General features: G+C 55.9%; 17 protein-coding genes. All 17 read left to right on the forward strand.

Annotated features, from left to right (window positions below; all coding sequences use genetic code 11):
- The first annotated feature begins 419 nt into the window (after nt 1–419).
- The gene (gyrA, locus tag PSH94_RS08255) at nt 420–3074 is read left to right on the forward strand and encodes a DNA gyrase subunit A (RefSeq protein WP_305437079.1); all 2655 of its coding nucleotides are present in this window, start codon (nt 420–422) and stop codon (nt 3072–3074) included.
- Between the two features lie 243 nt (nt 3075–3317).
- Nucleotides 3318–4403, forward strand: coding sequence for a 3-phosphoserine/phosphohydroxythreonine transaminase (gene serC / locus PSH94_RS08260; protein ID WP_181078233.1), 1086 nt, complete (start codon nt 3318–3320; stop codon nt 4401–4403).
- A complete protein-coding gene (pheA, locus tag PSH94_RS08265) occupies nt 4403–5497 on the forward strand; it encodes a prephenate dehydratase (RefSeq protein WP_034096534.1) in 1095 nt (364 codons plus the stop codon). The genes serC and pheA overlap by 1 nt, the downstream gene beginning before the upstream one ends.
- Before the next feature lie 9 nt (nt 5498–5506).
- Nucleotides 5507–6619 (forward strand): histidinol-phosphate transaminase, encoded by a 1113-nt coding sequence (gene hisC / locus PSH94_RS08270; protein ID WP_305437081.1) that lies wholly within the window; start codon nt 5507–5509, stop codon nt 6617–6619.
- A 28-nt stretch (nt 6620–6647) separates the two neighbouring features.
- On the forward strand, nt 6648–8858 hold the full coding sequence (locus PSH94_RS08275; protein WP_305437725.1) for a bifunctional prephenate dehydrogenase/3-phosphoshikimate 1-carboxyvinyltransferase: 2211 nt from the start codon (nt 6648–6650) through the stop codon (nt 8856–8858).
- Nucleotides 8855–9544 carry a (d)CMP kinase gene (cmk, locus tag PSH94_RS08280; protein ID WP_181078237.1) on the forward strand — a complete coding sequence of 230 codons (690 nt, stop codon included), beginning with the start codon at nt 8855–8857 and terminating at the stop codon, nt 9542–9544. Before PSH94_RS08275 ends, cmk begins: the two co-directional genes overlap by 4 nt.
- A 119-nt stretch (nt 9545–9663) precedes the next feature.
- On the forward strand, nt 9664–11349 hold the full coding sequence (rpsA, locus tag PSH94_RS08285) for a 30S ribosomal protein S1 (protein WP_124361860.1): 1686 nt from the start codon (nt 9664–9666) through the stop codon (nt 11347–11349).
- Between the two features lie 162 nt (nt 11350–11511).
- Nucleotides 11512–11796, forward strand: coding sequence for a hypothetical protein (locus PSH94_RS08290; protein WP_266248558.1), 285 nt, complete (start codon nt 11512–11514; stop codon nt 11794–11796).
- Nucleotides 11797–11926: 130 nt separating this feature from the next.
- The gene (gene ihfB / locus PSH94_RS08295; protein WP_003189779.1) at nt 11927–12223 is read left to right on the forward strand and encodes an integration host factor subunit beta; all 297 of its coding nucleotides are present in this window, start codon (nt 11927–11929) and stop codon (nt 12221–12223) included.
- A gap of 24 nt (nt 12224–12247) precedes the next feature.
- Entirely contained in the window at nt 12248–12487 is a 240-nt protein-coding gene (locus tag PSH94_RS08300; RefSeq protein ID WP_305437083.1) for a lipopolysaccharide assembly protein LapA domain-containing protein, read from the forward strand.
- A 438-nt stretch (nt 12488–12925) separates the two neighbouring features.
- A complete protein-coding gene (locus tag PSH94_RS08305; protein WP_305437085.1) occupies nt 12926–14257 on the forward strand; it encodes a Wzz/FepE/Etk N-terminal domain-containing protein in 1332 nt (443 codons plus the stop codon).
- 304 nt (nt 14258–14561) lie between these two features.
- Entirely contained in the window at nt 14562–15377 is an 816-nt protein-coding gene (locus PSH94_RS08310; RefSeq protein WP_266248564.1) for a GNAT family N-acetyltransferase, read from the forward strand.
- Nucleotides 15378–15380: 3 nt separating this feature from the next.
- Nucleotides 15381–16484: a DegT/DnrJ/EryC1/StrS aminotransferase family protein gene (locus tag PSH94_RS08315; protein WP_267165221.1), complete on the forward strand. Its 1104-nt coding sequence runs from the start codon at nt 15381–15383 to the stop codon at nt 16482–16484.
- Between the two features lie 14 nt (nt 16485–16498).
- A complete protein-coding gene (locus tag PSH94_RS08320; protein ID WP_266248567.1) occupies nt 16499–17647 on the forward strand; it encodes a DegT/DnrJ/EryC1/StrS aminotransferase family protein in 1149 nt (382 codons plus the stop codon).
- A complete protein-coding gene (locus tag PSH94_RS08325; protein ID WP_266248569.1) occupies nt 17644–19005 on the forward strand; it encodes a lipopolysaccharide biosynthesis protein in 1362 nt (453 codons plus the stop codon). Before PSH94_RS08320 ends, PSH94_RS08325 begins: the two co-directional genes overlap by 4 nt.
- Before the next feature lie 15 nt (nt 19006–19020).
- On the forward strand, nt 19021–20028 hold the full coding sequence (locus tag PSH94_RS08330; RefSeq protein WP_266248571.1) for a polysaccharide biosynthesis protein: 1008 nt from the start codon (nt 19021–19023) through the stop codon (nt 20026–20028).
- A gap of 5 nt (nt 20029–20033) precedes the next feature.
- A complete protein-coding gene (locus tag PSH94_RS08335) occupies nt 20034–21212 on the forward strand; it encodes a glycosyltransferase family 2 protein (RefSeq protein WP_305437090.1) in 1179 nt (392 codons plus the stop codon).
- Nucleotides 21213–21396: the final 184 nt, after the last annotated feature.

Raw genomic sequence — 21396 nt, forward strand, 5'->3', positions numbered from 1 at the left:
TGTGTGGAGGCTGAAATGGTCATCGGGGGCAAGCCCCCTCCCACACTTGAAGTGTGAACATCGTCAAATGTGGGAGGGGGCTTGCCCCCGATTGGCCCTGAAAGTCAATAAAACCCTCGGATCCGCCCTCGAAAAACACCACCACCCCACCTCTGAGCCCCTCTCGTCGCCCTCAAGCCTGTCATCCGTCAACTTACTATGCTCCATGCCCATCAAGGGGATAGGTGCGTGGCGGCGATTGTGATAACATCCGGCGGTTTCCAAGGCCACCCCGAGGGGTGTCCTATAACGTGCAGATCCGTGTCATAACTCGTTGATTTGTCGTAAGTCGTTGCCAGGCACTCTGCCGGCAGCGGCGAGCTTCGTTCGTCCCGAATGGATGTGACGAAGTTTCACCCGAAAAAGGAATCAGGCTTCTCATGGGCGAACTGGCCAAAGAAATCCTCCCGGTCAATATCGAAGACGAGCTGAAACAGTCCTACCTCGACTACGCGATGAGCGTGATTGTCGGTCGAGCACTGCCTGATGCGCGCGATGGCTTGAAGCCCGTGCACCGGCGTGTGCTGTTCGCGATGAGCGAGCTGGGTAACGACTGGAACAAGCCGTACAAGAAATCTGCCCGTGTTGTCGGTGACGTGATCGGTAAGTATCACCCTCACGGCGACACTGCGGTGTACGACACCATCGTACGTATGGCCCAGCCGTTTTCCCTGCGCTACCTGCTGGTAGACGGCCAGGGCAACTTCGGTTCGGTCGACGGCGACAACGCCGCGGCCATGCGATACACCGAAGTGCGCATGACCAAGCTGGCGCACGAGCTGCTGGCCGACCTGCATAAAGAAACCGTGGACTGGGTGCCGAACTACGACGGCACCGAAATGATCCCGGCCGTCATGCCCACCAAGATCCCCAACCTGCTGGTCAACGGCTCCAGCGGTATCGCCGTGGGCATGGCCACCAACATCCCGCCGCACAACCTCGGTGAAGTCATCGACGGTTGCCTGGCCCTCATCGACAACCCTGAGCTGACCGTCGATGAGCTGATGCAATACATCCCCGGCCCGGACTTCCCGACCGCCGCGATCATCAACGGCCGCGCCGGTATCATCGAAGCCTACCGCACCGGTCGCGGGCGCATTTACATGCGCGCCCGCTCGATCATCGAAGACATCGACAAGGTCGGTGGCCGCCAGCAGATCGTCATTACCGAACTCCCATACCAGCTGAACAAGGCGCGCCTGATCGAGAAGATCGCCGAGCTGGTCAAGGAGAAGAAGCTCGAAGGCATCACTGAGCTGCGCGACGAGTCCGACAAGGACGGTATGCGCGTCGTGATCGAGCTGCGTCGCGGCGAGGTGCCGGAGGTGATCCTCAACAACCTCTACGCCCAGACCCAGCTGCAAAGCGTGTTTGGTATCAACGTGGTGGCCCTGATCGACGGTCGCCCGCGCATCCTGAACCTCAAGGATCTGCTGGAAGCCTTCGTGCGTCACCGTCGCGAAGTGGTCACCCGCCGTACCGTGTTCGAACTGCGCAAGGCCCGCGAGCGCGGCCACATCCTGGAAGGCCAGGCGGTTGCGCTGTCGAACATCGACCCGGTGATCGCCCTGATCAAGGCCTCGCCAACCCCGTCGGAAGCCAAGGAAGCGCTGATCAGCACGCCCTGGGAATCCAGCGCGGTTGTCGCGATGGTTGAACGTGCCGGTGCTGATTCCTGCCGTCCGGAGACCCTGGACCCGCAATACGGTCTGCGCGAAGGCAAGTACTTCCTCTCGCCGGAACAGGCCCAGGCGATCCTGGAGCTGCGTCTGCATCGCCTCACCGGTCTGGAGCACGAGAAGCTGCTGGCCGAGTACCAGGAAATCCTCAACCAGATCGGCGAGTTGATCCGCATCCTCAGCAGCGCCGTGCGCCTGATGGAAGTGATCCGCGAAGAACTGGAAGTGATCCGCGCCGAATACGGCGACGTGCGCCGCACCGAGATCCTCGATGCGCGCCTCGACCTGACCCTGGGTGACATGATCCCGGAAGAAGAGCGCGTGGTGACCATCTCCCACGGCGGCTATGCCAAGACCCAACCGTTGGCGGCCTACCAGGCCCAGCGTCGTGGCGGTAAAGGTAAATCGGCTACCGGCGTGAAGGACGAGGACTACATCGCTCACCTGTTGGTCGCCAACAGCCACACCACGCTGCTGCTGTTCTCCAGCAAGGGCAAGGTGTACTGGCTCAAGACCTACGAGATCCCGGAGGCCTCCCGTGCCGCCCGTGGTCGCCCATTGGTCAACCTGCTGCCGCTGGACAGTGATGAGTACATCACCACCATGCTGCCGGTCGAGGAATACACCGAAGGTCACTTCATCTTCATGGCCACCGCCAAGGGCACTGTGAAGAAGACCCCGCTGGAATCCTTCAGCCGTCAGCGCAGCGTGGGCCTGATCGCCCTGGAGCTGGACGAAGGCGACGTGCTGATCTCGGCCGCCATCACCGATGGCGCACGTGAAGTCATGCTGTTCTCCGACGGCGGCAAGGTCACTCGCTTCAAGGAATCCGACGTTCGCGCCATGGGCCGTACCGCTCGCGGTGTGCGCGGCATGCGTCTGCCGGAAGGGCAGAAGCTGATTTCGATGCTGATCCCGGAAGAAGGCAGCCAGATCCTCACCGCTTCCGAGCGTGGTTATGGCAAGCGCACCGCCATCAGCGAGTTCCCGGAGTATAAGCGTGGCGGCCAGGGCGTGATCGCCATGGTCAGCAACGATCGCAACGGCCGTCTGGTTGGCGCGGTGCAGGTGCTCGACGGCGAGGAAATCATGCTGATTTCCGACCAGGGCACCCTGGTCCGTACCCGCGTGGCCGAAGTGTCGAGCCTGGGCCGTAATACCCAGGGCGTTACCTTGATCAAGCTGGCCAAGGACGAAAAACTGGTAGGCCTGGAACGCGTCCAGGAACCATCGGAAGTCGAAGGCGAAGAGCTGGAAGGTGAGGAGTTCGAAGGCGAGGTGATCGCAACGGGCGATGACACCGTCGACGAGCCAACCCTCGACGCTGCCGCAGACGAAGAAGAACCGCAGGAATAAGCGGACACACAGGGGGCGGATGAAGATTCGCCCCCTTGTTGTTTGTCCCTTATGAAATAACACGTCCTTTGGCTGGACGCGGTCAATGTGGGAGCTGGCTCGCCTGCGATGGTGGCGCCGCGGTATCACTACGCTACCGAGGTGCCCTTATCGCAGGCAAGCCAGCTCCCACAAGGGTTCGCTCCGGAGAAAGGTTGTTACCGAACATGATTGCAGCCCCACCAGATCAGAGTGAGATTGGATGTGAGCAAGAGAGCCTATAACTTCTGTGCCGGTCCCGCGGCGCTTCCTGAAGCAGTCCTGCAGCGCGCGCAGGGTGAACTCCTCGACTGGCATGGAAAAGGCCTCTCCGTGATGGAAATGAGCCATCGCAGCGATGAGTTCGTGTCCATCGCCACCAAGGCCGAGCAGGATCTGCGCGACTTGCTCGACATTCCATCCAACTACAAAGTGCTGTTCCTGCAAGGCGGTGCCAGCCAGCAATTCGCCCAGATCCCGCTGAACCTGCTGCCGGAAGACGGCACTGCGGACTACATCGACACCGGCATCTGGGGGCAGAAAGCGATTGAGGAGGCCTCGCGCTACGGCCACGTCAATGTGGCGGGCACCGCCAAGCCTTACGATTATTTCGCCATTCCCGGCCAGAACGAGTGGAAGCTGTCGAAAGACGCGGCGTACGTGCACTACGTCGCGAACGAAACCATCGGCGGCCTTGAATTCGACTGGGTACCGCAAGTGGGTGACGTTCCGCTGGTGTGCGACATGTCCTCGGACATTCTCTCGCGTCCCATCGACGTGTCGCGCTACGGCATGATCTACGCCGGGGCCCAGAAGAACATCGGCCCGAGCGGCATTCTGGTCAACATTATCCGCGAAGACCTGCTGGGCCGCGCCCGGTCGGTCTGCCCGACCATGCTCAACTACAAGGTCGCGGCCGATAACGGCTCGATGTACAACACCCCGCCGGCCTTCGCCTGGTACCTCTCCGGCCTGGTGTTCGAGTGGCTCAAGGAGCAGGGCGGCGTGGCGGCCATGGGCAAGCTCAATGAAGTGAAGAAGCGCACCCTGTACGACTTCATCGACGCCAGTGGCCTCTACAGCAATCCGATCAACAAAACCGATCGCTCGTGGATGAACGTGCCATTCCGCCTGGCCGACGATCGCCTGGACAAGCCGTTCCTGGCCGGCGCGGACGAGCGCGGTCTGCTCAACCTCAAGGGTCACCGTTCGGTGGGCGGCATGCGCGCCTCCATCTACAACGCTGTCGACATCAACGCGATCAACGCGCTGGTGGCCTACATGGCAGAGTTCGAAAAGGAACACGGCTAATGTCTGAACAAGAACTCAAGGCCCTGCGCGTGCGTATTGACAGTCTGGATGAGAAAGTCCTGGAGCTGATCAGTGAGCGCGCGCGGTGCGCCCAGGAAGTGGCGCGGGTGAAGATGGCGTCCCTGGCGGAAGGCGAAGTGCCGGTTTTCTACCGGCCGGAGCGCGAAGCCCAGGTGCTCAAGCGTGTGATGGAGCGCAACAAAGGGCCGCTGGGTAACGAAGAGATGGCGCGGTTGTTCCGTGAAATCATGTCGTCGTGCCTGGCCCTGGAGCAGCCGCTGAAAGTGGCCTACCTCGGTCCCGAGGGCACCTTCACCCAGGCGGCGGCCATGAAGCACTTCGGCCACGCAGTGATCAGCAAGCCAATGGCGGCGATCGACGAAGTGTTCCGTGAAGTGGCGGCCGGTGCGGTGAATTTCGGCGTGGTGCCGGTGGAAAATTCCACCGAGGGCGCGGTCAACCACACGCTGGACAGCTTCCTCGAGCACGACATGGTGATCTGCGGCGAAGTCGAGCTGCGTATCCACCATCACCTGTTGGTGGGTGAGAACACCAAGACCGACAGCATCAGCCGCATCTATTCCCACGCCCAGTCCCTGGCTCAGTGCCGCAAGTGGCTGGACGCCCACTACCCGAATGTCGAGCGTGTGGCGGTGTCCAGCAACGCCGAGGCGGCCAAGCGGGTCAAGGGCGAGTGGAACTCGGCGGCGATCGCCGGTGACATGGCGGCGGGCCTGTATGGCCTGACGCGCCTGGCCGAAAAAATCGAGGACCGCCCGGACAACTCCACGCGCTTTTTGATGATCGGTAACCAGGAAGTGCCGCCGACCGGCGACGACAAGACCTCGATCATCGTTTCCATGAGCAACAAGCCTGGCGCGCTGCATGAGCTGCTGGTGCCGTTCCATGACAATGGGATCGACCTGACGCGTATCGAGACTCGACCTTCGCGCAGCGGTAAATGGACCTACGTGTTCTTTATCGATTTCGTCGGCCATCACCGCGACCCGCTGGTCAAGGGCGTGCTCGAGAAAATCAGTCAGGAAGCCGTGGCACTCAAGGTGCTGGGCTCTTACCCGAAAGCGGTTTTGTGAGGCGTTAACATGAGTGGCAACTTCCTCGCCCTGGCGCAGCCGGGCGTGCAACAACTGTCGCCTTACGTTCCGGGCAAGCCGGTGGACGAGCTGGCGCGTGAGTTGAATCTGGACCCGGCGAGCATCGTCAAGCTGGCCAGTAACGAGAACCCCCTGGGCCCGAGCCCGAAGGTACTGGCGGCGATTCGTGAAGAACTGGCCGAGCTGACCCGCTATCCGGATGGCAACGGCTTCTCGCTCAAGTCCCTGTTGGCGGAACAATGCCGGGTGGAGCTGAACCAGGTGACCCTGGGCAACGGCTCCAATGACATTCTGGAGTTGGTCGGCCGCGCTTACCTGGCGCCCGGCTTGAACGCAGTGTTCAGCGAGCACGCATTTGCGGTCTACCCGATCGTGACCCAGGCTGTCGGCGCCGAGGCGCGGGTGATTGCGGCCAAGGAGTGGGGGCATGACCTGCCGGCCATGCTGGCGGCTATCGATGCGCAGACCCGCGTGGTCTTCATCGCGAATCCGAACAACCCGACCGGCACCTGGTTCGGTGCCGAGGCCTTGAATGACTTCCTGCAGGACGTGCCCGAGCATGTGCTGGTGGTGCTGGACGAGGCCTACATCGAGTACGCCGAAGGCAGCGACCTGCCGGATGGCCTGGATTTCCTCGCCGCGTATCCGAACCTGCTGGTGTCGCGTACGTTTTCCAAGGCCTATGGCCTGGCGTCGCTGCGGGTGGGCTATGGCTTGTCGAGCGCGGTGGTCGCCGATGTGCTTAACCGGGTGCGCCAACCGTTCAACGTCAACAGCCTGGCCCTGGCCGCGGCCTGTGCGGCGGTCAAGGATGTCGACTACCTGGAGGAAAGCCGTCGCCTCAACGAGCGTGGTATGCAGCAGTTGCAGGACGGCTTCCGTGAGTTGGGCCTGGGTTGGATCCCGTCCAAGGGTAATTTCATTTGCGTCGACCTCGGCCAGGTAGCCGCGCCGGTATTCCAGGGGTTGCTGCGCGAAGGCGTGATCGTGCGCCCGGTGGCCAATTACGGCATGCCGAACCACCTGCGAGTCACCATCGGTCTGCCGGCTGAAAACAGCCGCTTCCTGGAGGCGCTGGCCAAGGTTCTGGCTCGTGGTTGATGTCACTGCATTGCAACCTGTTGTGCCTATGATCGGTCGCCTGGTGGTGGTCGGCCTGGGGTTGATCGGTGGTTCATTCGCCAAGGGCCTGCGTGAAAGCGGGCTATGCGGCGAGGTGGTAGGCGTCGATCTGGACCCGCAATCGCGCCAGTTGGCGGTTGAGCTGGGCGTAGTGGATCGCTGCGAAGCCGACCTGGCGCTGGCGTGCCAGGGGGCCGATGTGATTCAGCTGGCCGTACCGATCCTGGCCATGGAGAAGTTACTCGCGGTGCTGGCGCGGATGGACCTTGGGCAAGCGATTCTTACCGATGTCGGCAGTGCCAAGGGCAACGTGGTGCGCGCGGCGCAACTGGCCTTTGGCGGCATGCCGGCGCGCTTTGTGCCTGGGCATCCGATTGCCGGCTCCGAGCAGAGCGGGGTCGAGGCGTCGAATGCGCAGTTGTTCCGCCGCCACAAAGTCATCCTAACGCCGCTTGAGCAAACCGATCCGGCGGCTCTGGCAGTGGTGGATCGTTTGTGGCGCGAGCTGGGGGCGGATGTCGAGCATATGCAGGTCGAACGCCACGACGAAGTGCTGGCGGCGACCAGTCATCTGCCGCACCTGCTCGCGTTTGGTCTGGTGGATTCGCTGGCCAAGCGCAACGAGAACCTTGAGATTTTTCGTTATGCCGCCGGTGGTTTCCGCGATTTCACGCGCATTGCCGGCAGCGACCCGGTGATGTGGCACGACATCTTCCTGGCTAATCGCGAGGCGGTGTTGCGCACGCTCGACACCTTCCGCAGCGACCTCGACGCCCTACGCGACGCGGTGGATGCCGGGGACGGCCATCAATTATTGGGGGTGTTCACCCGTGCGCGGGTGGCGCGTGAACATTTCAGCAAGATCCTGGCTCGCCGGGCCTATATGGAAACCGCTGTGGACGCCCAAGCGCTGACGTTTCTCGCCAACCCGGGTGGCCGCTTGAACGGTCGCATCCGGGTGCCGGGCGACAAGTCGATCTCCCATCGGTCGATCATGCTGGGCTCGTTGGCTGAGGGCGTAACCGAGATCGAAGGTTTCCTGGAGGGCGAAGACGCCCTGGCGACCTTGCAGGCGTTTCGCGACATGGGGGTGGTGATCGAGGGGCCGCACCATGGTCGCGTGACCATCCATGGTGTGGGCCTGCATGGCTTGAAGCCTGCACCCGGGCCGATTTATCTGGGTAACTCCGGTACGTCCATGCGGCTGCTCTGCGGGTTGCTGGCCGCGCAACGCTTCGACAGCGTGTTGACCGGCGATGCGTCGCTGTCCAAGCGCCCGATGAACCGCGTGGCCGAGCCGCTGCGGGCGATGGGCGCGCTGATCGAGACCGGCCCGCAAGGTCGCCCGCCGTTGACCATCCGTGGCGGCCAGCCATTGAAGGGCTTGACCTACACGCTGCCGATGGCCAGTGCCCAGGTTAAATCCAGCCTGCTGCTGGCCGGTCTGTATGCCGACGGCAGGACTGCGGTGACTGAGCCCGCGCCGACCCGCGATCATACCGAACGCATGCTGCGTGGTTTTGGTTATCCGGTGACGGTGGAGGGCGCGACGGCGTCGGTCGAGTCCGGCCATGCGTTGGCGGCGACCTCGATTGAAGTGCCGGGGGATATCTCTTCGGCGGCGTTCTTTCTGGTGGCTGCTTCGATTGCCGAGGGTTCGGAGTTGGTGCTGGAGCACGTTGGTATCAATCCGACGCGGACTGGGGTGATCGATATCCTGCGGTTGATGGGCGCGGATATCCGCGTGGAAAACCTGCGCGAAGTAGGCGCGGAGCCGGTTGCCGATCTGCGGGTACGCGCTGCGGCGTTGAAAGGTATCGAGATTCCCGAGGCTTTGGTGCCGTTGGCGATCGATGAGTTTCCGGTGTTATTTATCGCAGCTGCGTGTGCTGCGGGGCGCACTGTGTTGCGCGGTGCCCAGGAGCTGCGTGTGAAGGAGTCCGATCGCATCCAGGTCATGGCCGACGGTCTGGCGGCGCTGGGTGTGAAGTGTGAAGCCACCCCGGATGGGCTTATCATTGACGGTGGCCCGATGGCCGGTGGTGAGGTTCATGCCCATGGCGACCACCGCATCGCGATGGCCTTCAGTGTGGCTGCTCTAAGGGCGGCGGCGCCGATTCGTATCCATGACTGCGCCAATGTTGCTACGTCTTTTCCGAATTTTCTTACACTGTGTGCCCAAGTCGGCATCCGTGTTGCCCAAGAGGCTCAATTGTGAATATCAAAGCACCGGTGATAACCATCGACGGGCCAAGCGGTTCGGGTAAAGGCACGATCGCCGGCATCCTGGCCAAGCGCCTCGGCTGGGGCCTGCTGGATTCCGGCGCGCTGTATCGTCTGCTGGCATTTGCTGCGCGCAATCATGGCGTCGATTTGACCAACGAGGAATCCCTGAAACTGCTGGCGGCGCACCTTGATGTGCAGTTCGTCGGGGCGACGGAAGGCCATCCCCAGCGCATCATCCTCGAAGGCGATGATGTGACGGACGACCTGCGTAACGAACAGGTAGGCTCCTTGGCCTCCCAGGTTGCCGCGCTGCCGGCGGTGCGTGACGCGTTGCTGCAGCGTCAGCGGGCTTTCCAGGAAGCGCCGGGGCTGGTGGCCGACGGCCGCGACATGGGCACCGTGGTGTTTCCCGACGCGCCGCTGAAGATTTTCCTGACGGCCAGCGCCGAGGAACGGGCGCGCCGCCGCTACTTGCAGTTGAAGGGCAAAGTCGATGGTGTTAGTCTGTCGAGTCTGCTAGATGAGATCCGTGCACGCGATGAGCGTGATACCCAGCGCGCAGTAGCCCCGCTCAAACCGGCGGCTGATGCCATCCAGCTGGATTCCACGGAGTTGTCCATCGATCAGGTGCTGGAACGCATCATGAGCGAGATCGCCATTCGCGACATCGCCGGGTGACCAAGAAGGCTGCAGGGGACCAGTCATAGTCCTGTGGTGCTTCTTTTAATTGAAACTGACCCACACCGTCTGGGGTGTGGAGATGGGCGTATTCTTCGCCCTTATCAACAGGAATTAAAATGAGCGAAAGCTTTGCGGAACTCTTTGAAGAAAGCCTAAAAACCCTGAACCTTCAGGCAGGCTCCATCATCACCGGTGTTATCGTTGATATCGATTACCAAGCTCGCTGGGTAACCGTTCACGCTGGTCTGAAGTCTGAAGCTCTGATCCCGCTGGAACAGTTCTACAACGATGCTGGTGATCTGACAATCAATGTCGGTGACGAAGTTCACGTTGCTCTGGACTCGGTTGAAGACGGTTTCGGTGAAACCAAGCTGTCCCGTGAAAAAGCCAAGCGCGCTGAATGCTGGATTGTTCTCGAAGCAGCCTTCGCAGCTGAAGAAGTGGTCAAGGGCGTTATCAACGGTAAGGTTAAAGGCGGCTTCACTGTCGACGTTAACGGCATCCGTGCGTTCCTGCCAGGTTCTTTGGTCGACGTTCGTCCAGTGCGCGACACCACGCACCTGGAAGGCAAAGAACTCGAATTCAAGGTCATCAAGCTCGACCAGAAGCGCAACAACGTTGTCGTTTCCCGTCGCAGCGTCCTGGAAGCAGAGAACTCCGCCGAGCGTGAAGCTCTGCTGGAATCCCTGCAGGAAGGCCAACAAGTCAAAGGTATCGTCAAAAACCTCACCGATTACGGCGCATTCGTCGATCTGGGTGGCGTCGATGGCCTGCTGCACATTACCGACATGGCTTGGAAGCGTATCAAGCATCCTTCCGAAATCGTCAACGTTGGCGACGAGATCGATGTCAAGGTTCTGAAGTACGATCGTGAGCGCAACCGCGTTTCCCTGGGCTTGAAGCAGCTGGGCGAAGATCCATGGGTTGCTATCAAAGCACGTTACCCAGAAGGCACTCGCGTGACCGCGCGTGTTACCAACCTGACCGACTACGGCTGCTTCGCTGAGCTGGAAGAAGGCGTGGAAGGCCTGGTACACGTTTCCGAAATGGACTGGACCAACAAGAACATCCACCCTTCGAAAGTCGTACAAGTCGGCGACGAAGTGGAAGTTATGGTTCTGGACATCGACGAAGAGCGTCGTCGTATCTCCCTGGGCATCAAGCAGTGCAAATCTAACCCATGGGAAGATTTCTCCGGCCAGTTCAACAAGGGCGATAAAATCTCCGGCACCATCAAGTCGATCACCGATTTCGGTATCTTCATTGGTCTGGACGGCGGCATCGACGGCCTGGTTCACCTGTCCGACATCTCCTGGAACGAAGTGGGCGAAGAAGCTGTTCGTCGTTTCAAGAAGGGCGACGAGCTGGACACCGTTATCCTGTCGGTTGACCCAGAGCGCGAGCGCATCTCCCTGGGTATCAAGCAACTGGAAAGCGATCCGTTCTCCGAGTACGTTCAAGAGAACGATAAAGGCGCAATCGTTAAGGGCACTGTGAAAGAAGTTGACGCTAAAGGCGCCATCATCACTCTGGCCGACGATATCGAAGCGACTCTGAAAGCCTCCGAAATCAGCCGTGACCGCGTTGAAGACGCGCGCAACGTACTGAAAGAAGGCCAGGAAGTAGAAGCCAAGATCATCAGCGTTGACCGCAAGAGCCGCGTAATCCAACTCTCCATCAAGTCGAAAGACGAAGTTGAAGAGAAAGAAGCTATCCAGAGCCTGAAAGAAGCTCCGGCAGCTGCAACTGGCGAGACCACCATGGCCTCCCTGCTGCGCGAAGCAATGGCTAAGCAGAACTAAGTTCTGTAAAAGCTGTAGGAAAAGGGCGACTTCGGTCGCCCTTTTTTGTGCCTGAAATTTGTTGAATCAACAACTTAGAACCAGCGCGTTCAGCTCAGTGTCGGAAGTGACTATAGTCTTCAGAAAGGCTTCACCAACGCTGTTGTTTCAATAAGGATTCGGATGAACAGGCTTATCGTAGTGCTCGCCCTGGTAATGCTGGCAGGGTGCGCAAGCACCAGTGCAAAAACTTATGTGAAGCGCGGCGTCAGCGGTGTAGAGATCGACTGCTCGGGCTTAGGCAACAAGTGGGGGAAGTGCGAGAAGCGCGCTGCACGCGAGTGCAAGATGCAGGGCTACAAGGTCATCACGCGCTCCAGCGACGCCACGGATGAAGAGGGCGACTACTTGTTCGGATGGAACCCGGCAGGAGCCGTCACACGCAAGATGCTCGTAATCTGCAAATAGCCTGAGGAGCTTTGTTCGTCAGTGTTTATTCAGTCGTATATTAGTTTATGCACGGGCTGTTCAAATTCATCAAGTCATGCTAAAACCTTTGAAGCGCTTTTCCTAGCTGCTTGAAAAAGAAGGGAAAAATATGACGAAGTCGGAGTTGATCGAACGAATTGTCACCCATCAAGGGCTGCTCTCATCCAAGGATGTGGAGCTGGCTATCAAGACCATGCTTGAGCAAATGTCCCAATGCCTTGCCACCGGAGATCGCATCGAAATCCGCGGCTTCGGCAGTTTCTCCCTGCACTACCGCGCACCGCGAGTAGGCCGTAACCCAAAAACCGGCCAATCCGTCAGCCTCGACGGAAAGTTCGTTCCCCACTTCAAGCCGGGCAAGGAATTGCGCGACCGGGTGAACGAAGAAGAGGAAGAGGGCGTCTGAGTGTTTTTGGGGTAGGAGAAGGTTATGCGTGGGGTTAAGCGCGTTTTTGCAGTGTTCATTGTGCTGGTTATTGCGTTTGGGGTTTTGGCGTTCGCACTGGAAAACCAACAAAAAACGGCGTTGTCGTTTGTCGGGTGGGCTACGCCATCCCTGCCTGTCTCGTTGTTTATAGTAGTGGCTTTGATCATAGGTCTGTTAGTGGGGCCTGCGCTTTTTTTGCTCAGCGGGTTAAAAAACAGTCGGCGAATAAGGCATAAAGTTTAGTATCTGGCCATTTTGGTTTGGCCTTGATCGAAGGGGCTCTTCATTGCGCAGGGTTGCTCACCGCAATTTCGCTTAGCCGTGGTGTCGCTGATCGCTTGGCCTTCAGCGCTCCCAACGGGCTCATCCGTTCGTCGGAAAACCTACTGCATCGGTTATCAATTTGATCGATAGCCTCTCTCAAAAACCTCACGGCATCTCATATTTGCGCGCATCGGAAAGCTCCCTACGCGCGCGAGGAAATGTCCTGCATACTTGTCAAGGCTTGTAATGTAAGCGATAGATGGCAAAATGCGGGCATTCTCGATAACAGGCATTTTTGTGTGTTCCTGACCTAGCAGCGACGCCGGGTTTTGAGCGGTATTAACATAATTATAAATAAACACAGCAAATCGTCTGCATAACGAGCCCGCAGTTTCTCCTTGAAGGCAGGTTTTTGTTGTGAGTAGTAATTTCCGTGCGCCCTCGGTGCCCTCGTCCGACGACATCGACCTCGTCGCGCTCTTTCAATCCGTTATGCACCAGAAAAAACTCATCGCGCTATTCGCCGCAGGCGCTGTGCTGGTGGCGGCCATTTACGCCTTTTCGGCTACCCCTGAGTATCAGGTCAGTAGTGTCTTGCGCCCCGCCGCTATTAACGAGTTGGATGCACTGAATCGGTCTGAGCTTTATAGGCTGTCTTCCCGTGAGGCGCTTTTGAAAGTGGGCGCTGCGCTGGAGTCGTACGAGACGAGGTTGAGGTTTTTTCGTGAGAATCAACAGCTCTTCAAGAGCTTTGTTCGTCCAGGGCGCAGCCTTGAGCAGAGTTTCGAGGCGTTCAATCAAAACTCGATCAAGCTCATTTTGCCCGATGCCAAGACGTCTGACTCCATAAGCACTTTCATCAGGCTGGAGATGAATTATCCCCAAGGCGTTGATGGCGTTACAATACTTAACAATTTTGTCGGCTATGCTATCGCGTCTGAGCGAAAGCAAATCGCGGCTGACTTGAATGTCATCATACAAAATAGTCTCAATGAGCTATCTGTTAAGCTAGACGCCGCACGGGCTAATTATTTAAATAGCAAGGAAGCTAGGATCGCTTCTTTGCAAGAAGTAGACAGCCTTCGACGCGCTAAATTGACGGACGAACTGAAAGCACTCCGTGAGCAACTGAAAATTCAACGCGCTGACCGGATCTCTCAATTAAATGAGGCGATAGGCATTGCCAAGTCATTAGGTATAGAAAAACCCTCCTCGCCTACATCGTTGGGCGAGTCGCGCCGTGAAAGCGGTAGCATCATGCGAACAGAAATAAACAATCAACAAATCCCGCTCTATTTTATGGGGGTTGAAGCGCTTCAAGCTGAACGCACGGCGTTGCAGGCACGTAAGTCAGATGACTTTACCGAAGGGCGTATCGCTCAAATTGCCAAAGAGCTGCAGTTGCTCAAGGCCAACCGTGAGGTTGAGGTGCTGGGGCAGCGTAAAAATGAAGATATTTTTCTTGCGGGTGTAGAGCCGTTGCGTGCTGAAGTCGTAAGGTTGAAGCTTTTCAATACAAATATGGATGAGCTGAAGCTCGTCGTCGTAGATCAGCAGGCTCTACAGCCGCTGCGACCGATCAAACCGAAAAAAATGCTGATCATCCTGATCGGCTTGCTTGCGGGGCTCGCGCTGGGAGGGGCAGTTGCCGTCGCGCGCAGTTTGCTGCGTCGCCGTCCGAGTTTTTTTAGCTCTGAACAGGTTCTCACGGAGGATAAATCTACTCCGGCGCTGGTAAGCAAGCTTTAGGTAGCCTTGAGCATTTCATCCTCGATTGCGCGTCGTAGCGTGAACGAATTTTCAGATGACTAATCGGGTAATCTCTTCCATGCGAGATCTTCATATTTCGGTACTGATGCTGTTGCAGGAGCCCTGACTGTGAAGGGGTAATAAATGCCAATTTTCGGGCGTCTTGCTCAAGTTTGCTTTATGGGTCGTTGAGGTTTTTATGACGGTTTGCCAGAGCTGAGGGTTTTGATACGGTAACCCGAGAACGGCAGGAAAAATTCTTCCAGTTTGCGTCGTGATGAGTTGAGAAATGGAGTTGTATCGGATGGGTTTTACGTTGAAGCCAATTATCTCTTCAGGGGCCCCTGAATCTGCGCGTACGCTATTTTGGGAGGTTTTTTTTGCTTCCAGAGGGCGAGGTATCGATTTGGTTACCCATTTTCCGTGGCTGGCGGATGATGAAAATGTGTCTTGCATTGAATTCATAAACCCTGAAGAACAGAACGAAACGCTCGCCGCTCTGGTCGTAAGGTATCTGGATATAGGTTCAGGCAATTCCATCGGTCTGATAGGGCTTGTGTGTGTCGCTGAACAGTGGCGCGGAAAAGGTCTGGCTTCACGTTTAATGTCCCGCGCTATCGAGTTTGCCGAGCGCGAAAATTTGGGCGCATTGGTGCTCTGGACGCAAAAACCCGAGGTTTACGTCAGTCAAGGGTTTGTCATCGATCAGGAAGATCGCTTTGGTTCTGTTGAATGCGTTATCGAACATAGTGTCAAGGTGGATTACGCGACAAACGATTGGCCTGATTCAACCCGTCTTTTGACGCGCGGGCTGCCGCCTTTCGCGATTCGCGGTCAAGTGATTTCAAATGAAAACGCCCGAATTATTGTATTGGCTTCAAACAGCGGACTCACCGTCGCAGAGTGGGAAGGGGACAGTAGAGATGTCGTCGACCTGATGATGGCTTCCATGCCCGCAAGGTGGTCTCTTAATAGTGCTCAAGATGACCCCTTGCTAGCTGAATTGGAAAAAAGCGGAGTGGCGCTTAATTTGCAGTCTGCTGCCGTTAGAATGGTTAAATATTTAAGCGGCCGCACGGCGGTTGAGCTTCCGAACATCAAATTTCTTGATCGGGTCTGAAAAATGTCCAACACAACTCCACCGCTACCTCTCGTGAAAGTCGCAATGCCTCCACGCGATATTCTGCTCCCTGCGTTGGAGTCGGTACTCTACAGTGGCATGATTTCTGAAGGGGAGCATGTCTATCGTTTTGAACAAGTATTTGCTGAAACCTTCAAACTGCAAAATGTGTTGGCAACCAGCAGCGGCACTGCAGCCCTTCACCTGTCGATGCTGTTGGCAGGCGTGGGCGCCGGTGATGAAGTCATCACGACTTCCATGACGGCCGAGCCGACCAATACGACTATTTTGCAAATGGGCGCGACGCCGGTATTTGCCGATGTTGAGCGCAAAACAGGTAATCTTTGCCCTGACGCTGTAAAAGCTGCAGTAACCGAAAAGACCAAGGCCATCTGTGTCGTACATTACGCCGGTTACCCTGCACGCCTCAAAGAACTCAGAGATATTGCGGACTGGCACAATATCTCTCTGATTGAAGATTGCGCCCATGCATTGGGTGCTGAGTATGGCGGCGAGCCTGTCGGCTCGATGGCCGACTACGCGATTTATTCATTCCAAGCAATTAAACACATGACCACCGTCGATGGTGGGATGCTGGTAATGAAAGACCCGGCCCAGATGGCGGAGGCGCGGAAGCTGCGCTGGTTTGGTTTGGCGAAAGGCGTGCCTCGTACCGAAGTCGATATTACGACCGCAGGTTACAAATACAATATGCACAACGTCGCTGCTGTGATTGGATTAAAGCAGCTGGAGGGCATATCGCCATTGTTGAAAAAACACCACGATAACGGGCGTTATTTTGATCAAGCGTTAACCGGGATAACCGGTATTGCGCCGGCGACCGTAGAAGCACAGGCCACACCGGCCTACTGGCTGTACACGCTATTGGCAGATGACTCGGACGACGTTGAGAAATTATTAGCCGCGAATGGCGTGATGGCGTCAAAACTTCATAGGCCCAACCACTTTCACTCCGTATTTAAACCGTTTGCCGGCGCAATGCCAGGCTTGGACGAGTTTTACAAGCGCCTGGTGCATATTCCATGTGGGTGGTGGGTGTCCGATGACGACCGCGAGCGGATCGTCCATGTACTCAAACGTGGTTGAGCGGAGCCTAGTTGATGTCTGAAGTTATCCCCCTATATGGCGTCGTCAGTCTGCCTGAGATGGAGGCTGTAGCGCTGGACATATTGCGCTCCGGCAGGATCGCTGGAGGAGAGTGGGTAACAAAGTTTGAGGAAGGCCTGAAACAAATCATCGGGCTGCCGCATGTTGTATCGACGGTCGATATGACCAGTGCGTTATTCCTTGCTTTGCATCTGGCGGGCGTCCAGGAAGGCGATGAGGTGTTGACCACTCCCTTTGCATGCCTTTCAACCAACTCGGCCATTGCACAACACAAGGCGCTGCCCGTTTGGGTTGATGTGAGCCCTGGCACAGTGTCGATGGACCTTGCAGACCTTAAATCGAAAATCAGTAAAAAAACTAAAGCGGTGATCTTGTATCACGTTGCCGGTTATCCTGGGCCTGCGAAAGAGATCAGCGAATTATGCAAGAAGCACAATATCGCGTTGATTGAAGACTGCGACAACGCCCTGCTTGCCGAGCAAGAAGCTGTGCCAGTCGGTTCATATGGGGATTTTGCGATTTACTCGTTTTACCCGAATCGACAAATCAACACCACGGAGGGCGGTGCTTTGGCCTGCCGTAGTGAATCAATGGCTATCAAAGCGCGTCAGTTAAGGCGATTTGGTATTGACTTCACGACCTTCAGAAGCAAAAGCGGTGAAATCAGCCCCGCATCGGATATACCCGAGATTGGTTGGGGGATGACTATGAATAACTTGTGTTCAGCGCTGGGCTGCGCGCAAATTCCGACGCTGCATGCCAGGCATGAGCGCACGACCAGGAATGTGCGAACCTTGCGCGCGTTGCTGGAGGACGTAGAAGGTCTAACACCCGTTCCGGTGCCGCAGTTTAGTAAACCTGCGTACTGGGTGTTCTTGGTATTTGTCGATAACCGAGAGCACGTACTCAGTGAGTTAAAAAGCAAGGGGGTAATGGCTTCCATCGTGCACCAGCGCAATGACACCTACAGTGGCTTCAAAGCGGATGCTAGTGCGTTGCCTAATACAGATTATTTGCAGGGCAGTGTGATCGGCGTGCCATGCGGTTGGTGGCTTAACGATGTTGATGTCATGCATGTCGCAAGCGCGTTGAAAGAAGCCGTCTGCGTTAAAGTCACCAGTAAAGTCGACAGCGGCGCATGAAGTTGCGCGTGCCTGCGATTGGGCGAATGTTAATGCTTTACGCGGGCAGGTCTTCCAGCTTGCTGGTGGCCTTCCTTTTTTTACCCTGGTATAGCCGGTTATTGGGCAGCGCGCAGTTTGGCGTCGTGGCAGTCATTCTGTCGCTTCAAGCACTTTTGGTGATGATGGACTTGGGCATGTCGACCCTGACCGGGAGGGAGGTTTCCGTTGCCTCCGACGACAGTCGCTCTCTGCGCACTTTGCTACAGACGGCCGAGCTAAGTCTTTCGGGTTTTTACGCCATTCTATTAGGCGTCGCAGTGGCACTTAAACTCGCCTTTTTTGGCGATTCGGCCTCCTGGCTGGTGGTGATCGGTGCGGTGGTGTTGTTTTGGCTGCTCGTTATGCAAAACCTCTATTACTGCACTTTGATAGCGTGGCGAAAATACACACTGGGCAGTGGTATACAGATCGTAGGCGTCGCCGTTCGCGCGGGTGTAACAGCCGCCGCGCTGATGTATATAGCCGCTACGCTTGAAGTGTTTATTATCACTCAGTTGCTTATCACAGCCGTGCACTGGTGGTGTTCACGGTTTGCTGTAATGAGGCGAGTCTCCGCTCACGTTACGGCGGGTGTTGAAGAAAAACGGCCGACACTTAAGGACGCTATAGCACTGACCAGGACCGGTGGCGCGCTGGTTTTATTTTCCGCCGCGGGCGCCGCGGTAACTCAGCTGGACAAGCCTATAATCTCCATATTCGCCTCTGCCAGCAGTGTAACGCCCTACTATTTGGCCAGCTTGTTGTGTATGACGCCGATTTCTATTTTGGCAGGCCCAGTCAGTCAGTATTTTCAGCCGATACTGTTGCGCGAGGCGGCGCAGGGGAGGCTGGGTCAAGCACACAAGACAGTGAAGCGATTTGTCCTGTCCGTTTTTTTCGTCACGGCTTTGCCCACCTTCATTCTGTGGTGGTTCCGCGCTCCCATTATCCAGCTATGGGTTGGGCCAAGTGAAAGTAACCGCTTGATTGCAAGCTATATCGCGATATTGCTGCCCGGTCTTGCCATTGGCGCGTTTGGGTTTATCCCTTATAGTTTGTTGATTTTTTCCAAGGACTATCGTTTTCAAGCCTCAATGTCTGCATGCCTGACAGCAGTGACTCTGGTGTTGGCTACCGTTGCTGCCGCTGAGAAAAATATCGAAGCCGTCTGCTACGCCTACTCGGCCTACCACATCGCTTCGACTGTGGTTTCGTGGATCAGGGCGTCAAGACTTCCTGAGGTCGGTGCCTACGCAAAAAACGCGGCGCTACTGATGTCGGTGTTGATTTTCACATCTGTCTCGGTGTTTGGCGTTGCGCTATATATATTTATTTAATAGGTGGATTCAACGATGTTTGACAATAAAGTTTTGATGATCACGGGCGGTACCGGCTCGTTTGGTAACACCGTGCTGAACCGGTTTTTGAACACGGATGTTAAAGAAATCATCGTCTTCAGCCGTGATGAAAAAAAACAGGAAGACATGCGGATTGCGTTGAACAATCCTAAAGTCAAGTTTCATATTGGTGATGTCCGAAATTATGAAAGCATCAATCGCGCTATGGCCGGCGTTGATTTTGTTTTTCACGCAGCTGCCTTGAAGCAAGTACCGTCCTGCGAGTTTTACCCAATGGAAGCGGTTCTGACAAACGTCACAGGTACCGAAAACGTCCTGAATGCCGCGATTGATAACAATGTAAAACGTGTTGTACTCCTGAGCACCGATAAAGCCGTGTATCCGATCAACGCCATGGGTATTTCGAAGGCCATGGGTGAGAAGATTCTGATCGCCAAGTCGCGCACCGTTCGCGAAGGCGGCCCTGTCTTTTGCGCAACCCGTTACGGCAACGTGATGGCTTCGCGCGGCTCGGTAATTCCTCTGTTCGTCGATAAAATCAAAGCCGGCGTTCCACTGACAGTTACTGACCCGAACATGACACGCTTTTTGATGAGCCTGGAAGATTCGGTCGATTTGGTACTGCATGCTTTTGAACATGGCGAACAAGGCGATATCTTCGTACAGAAAGCGCCGGCCAGCACCATCGGTGACCTGACCGTTGCATTGAAAGAGCTGTTTGCCAGTGAAGCTGTGGTCAATATCATTGGTACACGCCATGGCGAAAAACTGTACGAGTCGTTAGTGTCTCGCGAAGAAATGGCCAAGGCCAAGGACATGGGCAGATACTACCGTATTCCTGCGGATAACCGCGATCTGAACTACGATAAGTTTATTATCGAAGGGCAGCCTGAAGCAAATGCGATTGACGATTACACTTCTCACAATACAGAACTATTGAGCGTAGAGCAGATCAAGCAGTTGCTGCTGACGCTAACCTATATTCAACAGAATATTGGTTGATCAGCATGACCTTATTAAGCGTCATTATACCTACACATAACCGTGCCCAGTACGCGGTGCAATCGATTAGTTCAATTTTAGAGCTGTCGCCCGATATTCAAGTGGTGGTGTGCGACTCCAGCCCTGTTGACGAGATCTCTGGCCACTTCGTGGACAGTTACTCAGCCTCGCGTTTAAAGTTAATCAGGTCGGGCCATGGCATTAGTGTTGTCGATAATTTTAATCTCGGGCTTGATTCTGCGGACGGTGAGTACCTGGTGTTCATCGGGGATGACGACTTTGTTGGCAAAGAGATCGTGCAGGTCGCTGAGTGGGCGCGAGGCAAGAAAATTGATTCTGTGAAATTTAATTTTCCGGCTTTGTATTACTGGGATGACTTTAAGCACTCCACTCAAGGCGATGCTTATTCCGCAACCCTGCGCATCACGCCCTTTGACGGCTCGGTGAGACCTCATGACTTAAAAGCATCCATGCGCCATGCGCTTGATAATTTTGGGGGGGGAGTTTTTGATATGCCTCGCGCCTATGCCGGGATGATTTCTGCGGATTTGGCGCGGAGAATCAAGCTGAAGTACGGTCAGGTATTTGGCGGTGTAAGCCCTGATATATACAGCTCTTTTCTTATTGCCAATGAATCGAATGCCTGCGTACTGGTAGATTATCCTGTTATTATACCGGGTGCTTCAGGTATGAGTACTTCTGGGCAAAGCAGTTCAGGTGAGCATTACGGCAAGCTAAGGGAAAACGCTCATATTGCTCCGTTTAAAAATCTGGTATGGGATGAGCGTATCCCGGAATTTTATTCGGTTCCGACGGTGTGGTCCTACTCGCTGTTGAAAGCCGTTGAAAAAGTAGAAGCGTCTGACGGCCTTAATCTACATCCAAATTTTGGCCGGGTGCTGGTAAAGTGCTTCGTTTATTTTCCTCGTTCTTACAAAGAAACGTTTAGTTCTTTTCGAAGAACCGCAGCGCACTATGGTTACGCGAAAGTAATCTATCAAGTGGTTCGCTCGGTGGGGGCGGAGTTTGTGTGGGTACTGTCACGCATTTCTACAAAGCTGTTTAAGTCAAAAGTGTCACTTGATAGCTCAGTGTTGAAGGGGCTTGATACGACGTACAGCGCGAGTCACGGCTTGCAACTTTTTTTAGCTGATTACCCTGCAAAGCTTAGGCTTCCGGTGTGAGCGCGCGTGCAGAGGGTAAGGCGTTAGTTTTGATTTTTATTAAGGTTTGCGCCGTTTGCCGTGAATCAAAATAGCAAGAGGTATATGGTTCGCCGTTAAATTTTTACAGATGGATCTCAATAGTAACGCTTTTAGGTGAATAGGTTTTTAATGGAATTTTATGTTTCGAGTACCTTGTTTTTTG

It is taken from the genome of Pseudomonas sp. FP2254, assembly GCF_030687695.1.
Lineage (GTDB): Bacteria > Pseudomonadota > Gammaproteobacteria > Pseudomonadales > Pseudomonadaceae > Aquipseudomonas > Aquipseudomonas quebecensis.

Coding starts and splice junctions, on each gene's coding strand:
- hisC (WP_305437081.1), top strand. CDS start 5,507: ATGAGTGGCAACTTCCTCGCCCTGGCGCAGCCGGGCGTGCAACAACTG.
- PSH94_RS08330 (WP_266248571.1), top strand. CDS start 19,021: ATGTTTGACAATAAAGTTTTGATGATCACGGGCGGTACCGGCTCGTTT.
- PSH94_RS08290 (WP_266248558.1), top strand. CDS start 11,512: ATGAACAGGCTTATCGTAGTGCTCGCCCTGGTAATGCTGGCAGGGTGC.
- PSH94_RS08275 (WP_305437725.1), top strand. CDS start 6,648: ATGATCGGTCGCCTGGTGGTGGTCGGCCTGGGGTTGATCGGTGGTTCA.
- pheA (WP_034096534.1), top strand. CDS start 4,403: ATGTCTGAACAAGAACTCAAGGCCCTGCGCGTGCGTATTGACAGTCTG.
- PSH94_RS08315 (WP_267165221.1), top strand. CDS start 15,381: ATGTCCAACACAACTCCACCGCTACCTCTCGTGAAAGTCGCAATGCCT.
- PSH94_RS08325 (WP_266248569.1), top strand. CDS start 17,644: ATGAAGTTGCGCGTGCCTGCGATTGGGCGAATGTTAATGCTTTACGCG.
- ihfB (WP_003189779.1), top strand. CDS start 11,927: ATGACGAAGTCGGAGTTGATCGAACGAATTGTCACCCATCAAGGGCTG.
- PSH94_RS08310 (WP_266248564.1), top strand. CDS start 14,562: ATGGGTTTTACGTTGAAGCCAATTATCTCTTCAGGGGCCCCTGAATCT.
- rpsA (WP_124361860.1), top strand. CDS start 9,664: ATGAGCGAAAGCTTTGCGGAACTCTTTGAAGAAAGCCTAAAAACCCTG.
- PSH94_RS08335 (WP_305437090.1), top strand. CDS start 20,034: ATGACCTTATTAAGCGTCATTATACCTACACATAACCGTGCCCAGTAC.
- gyrA (WP_305437079.1), top strand. CDS start 420: ATGGGCGAACTGGCCAAAGAAATCCTCCCGGTCAATATCGAAGACGAG.
- PSH94_RS08300 (WP_305437083.1), top strand. CDS start 12,248: ATGCGTGGGGTTAAGCGCGTTTTTGCAGTGTTCATTGTGCTGGTTATT.
- PSH94_RS08320 (WP_266248567.1), top strand. CDS start 16,499: ATGTCTGAAGTTATCCCCCTATATGGCGTCGTCAGTCTGCCTGAGATG.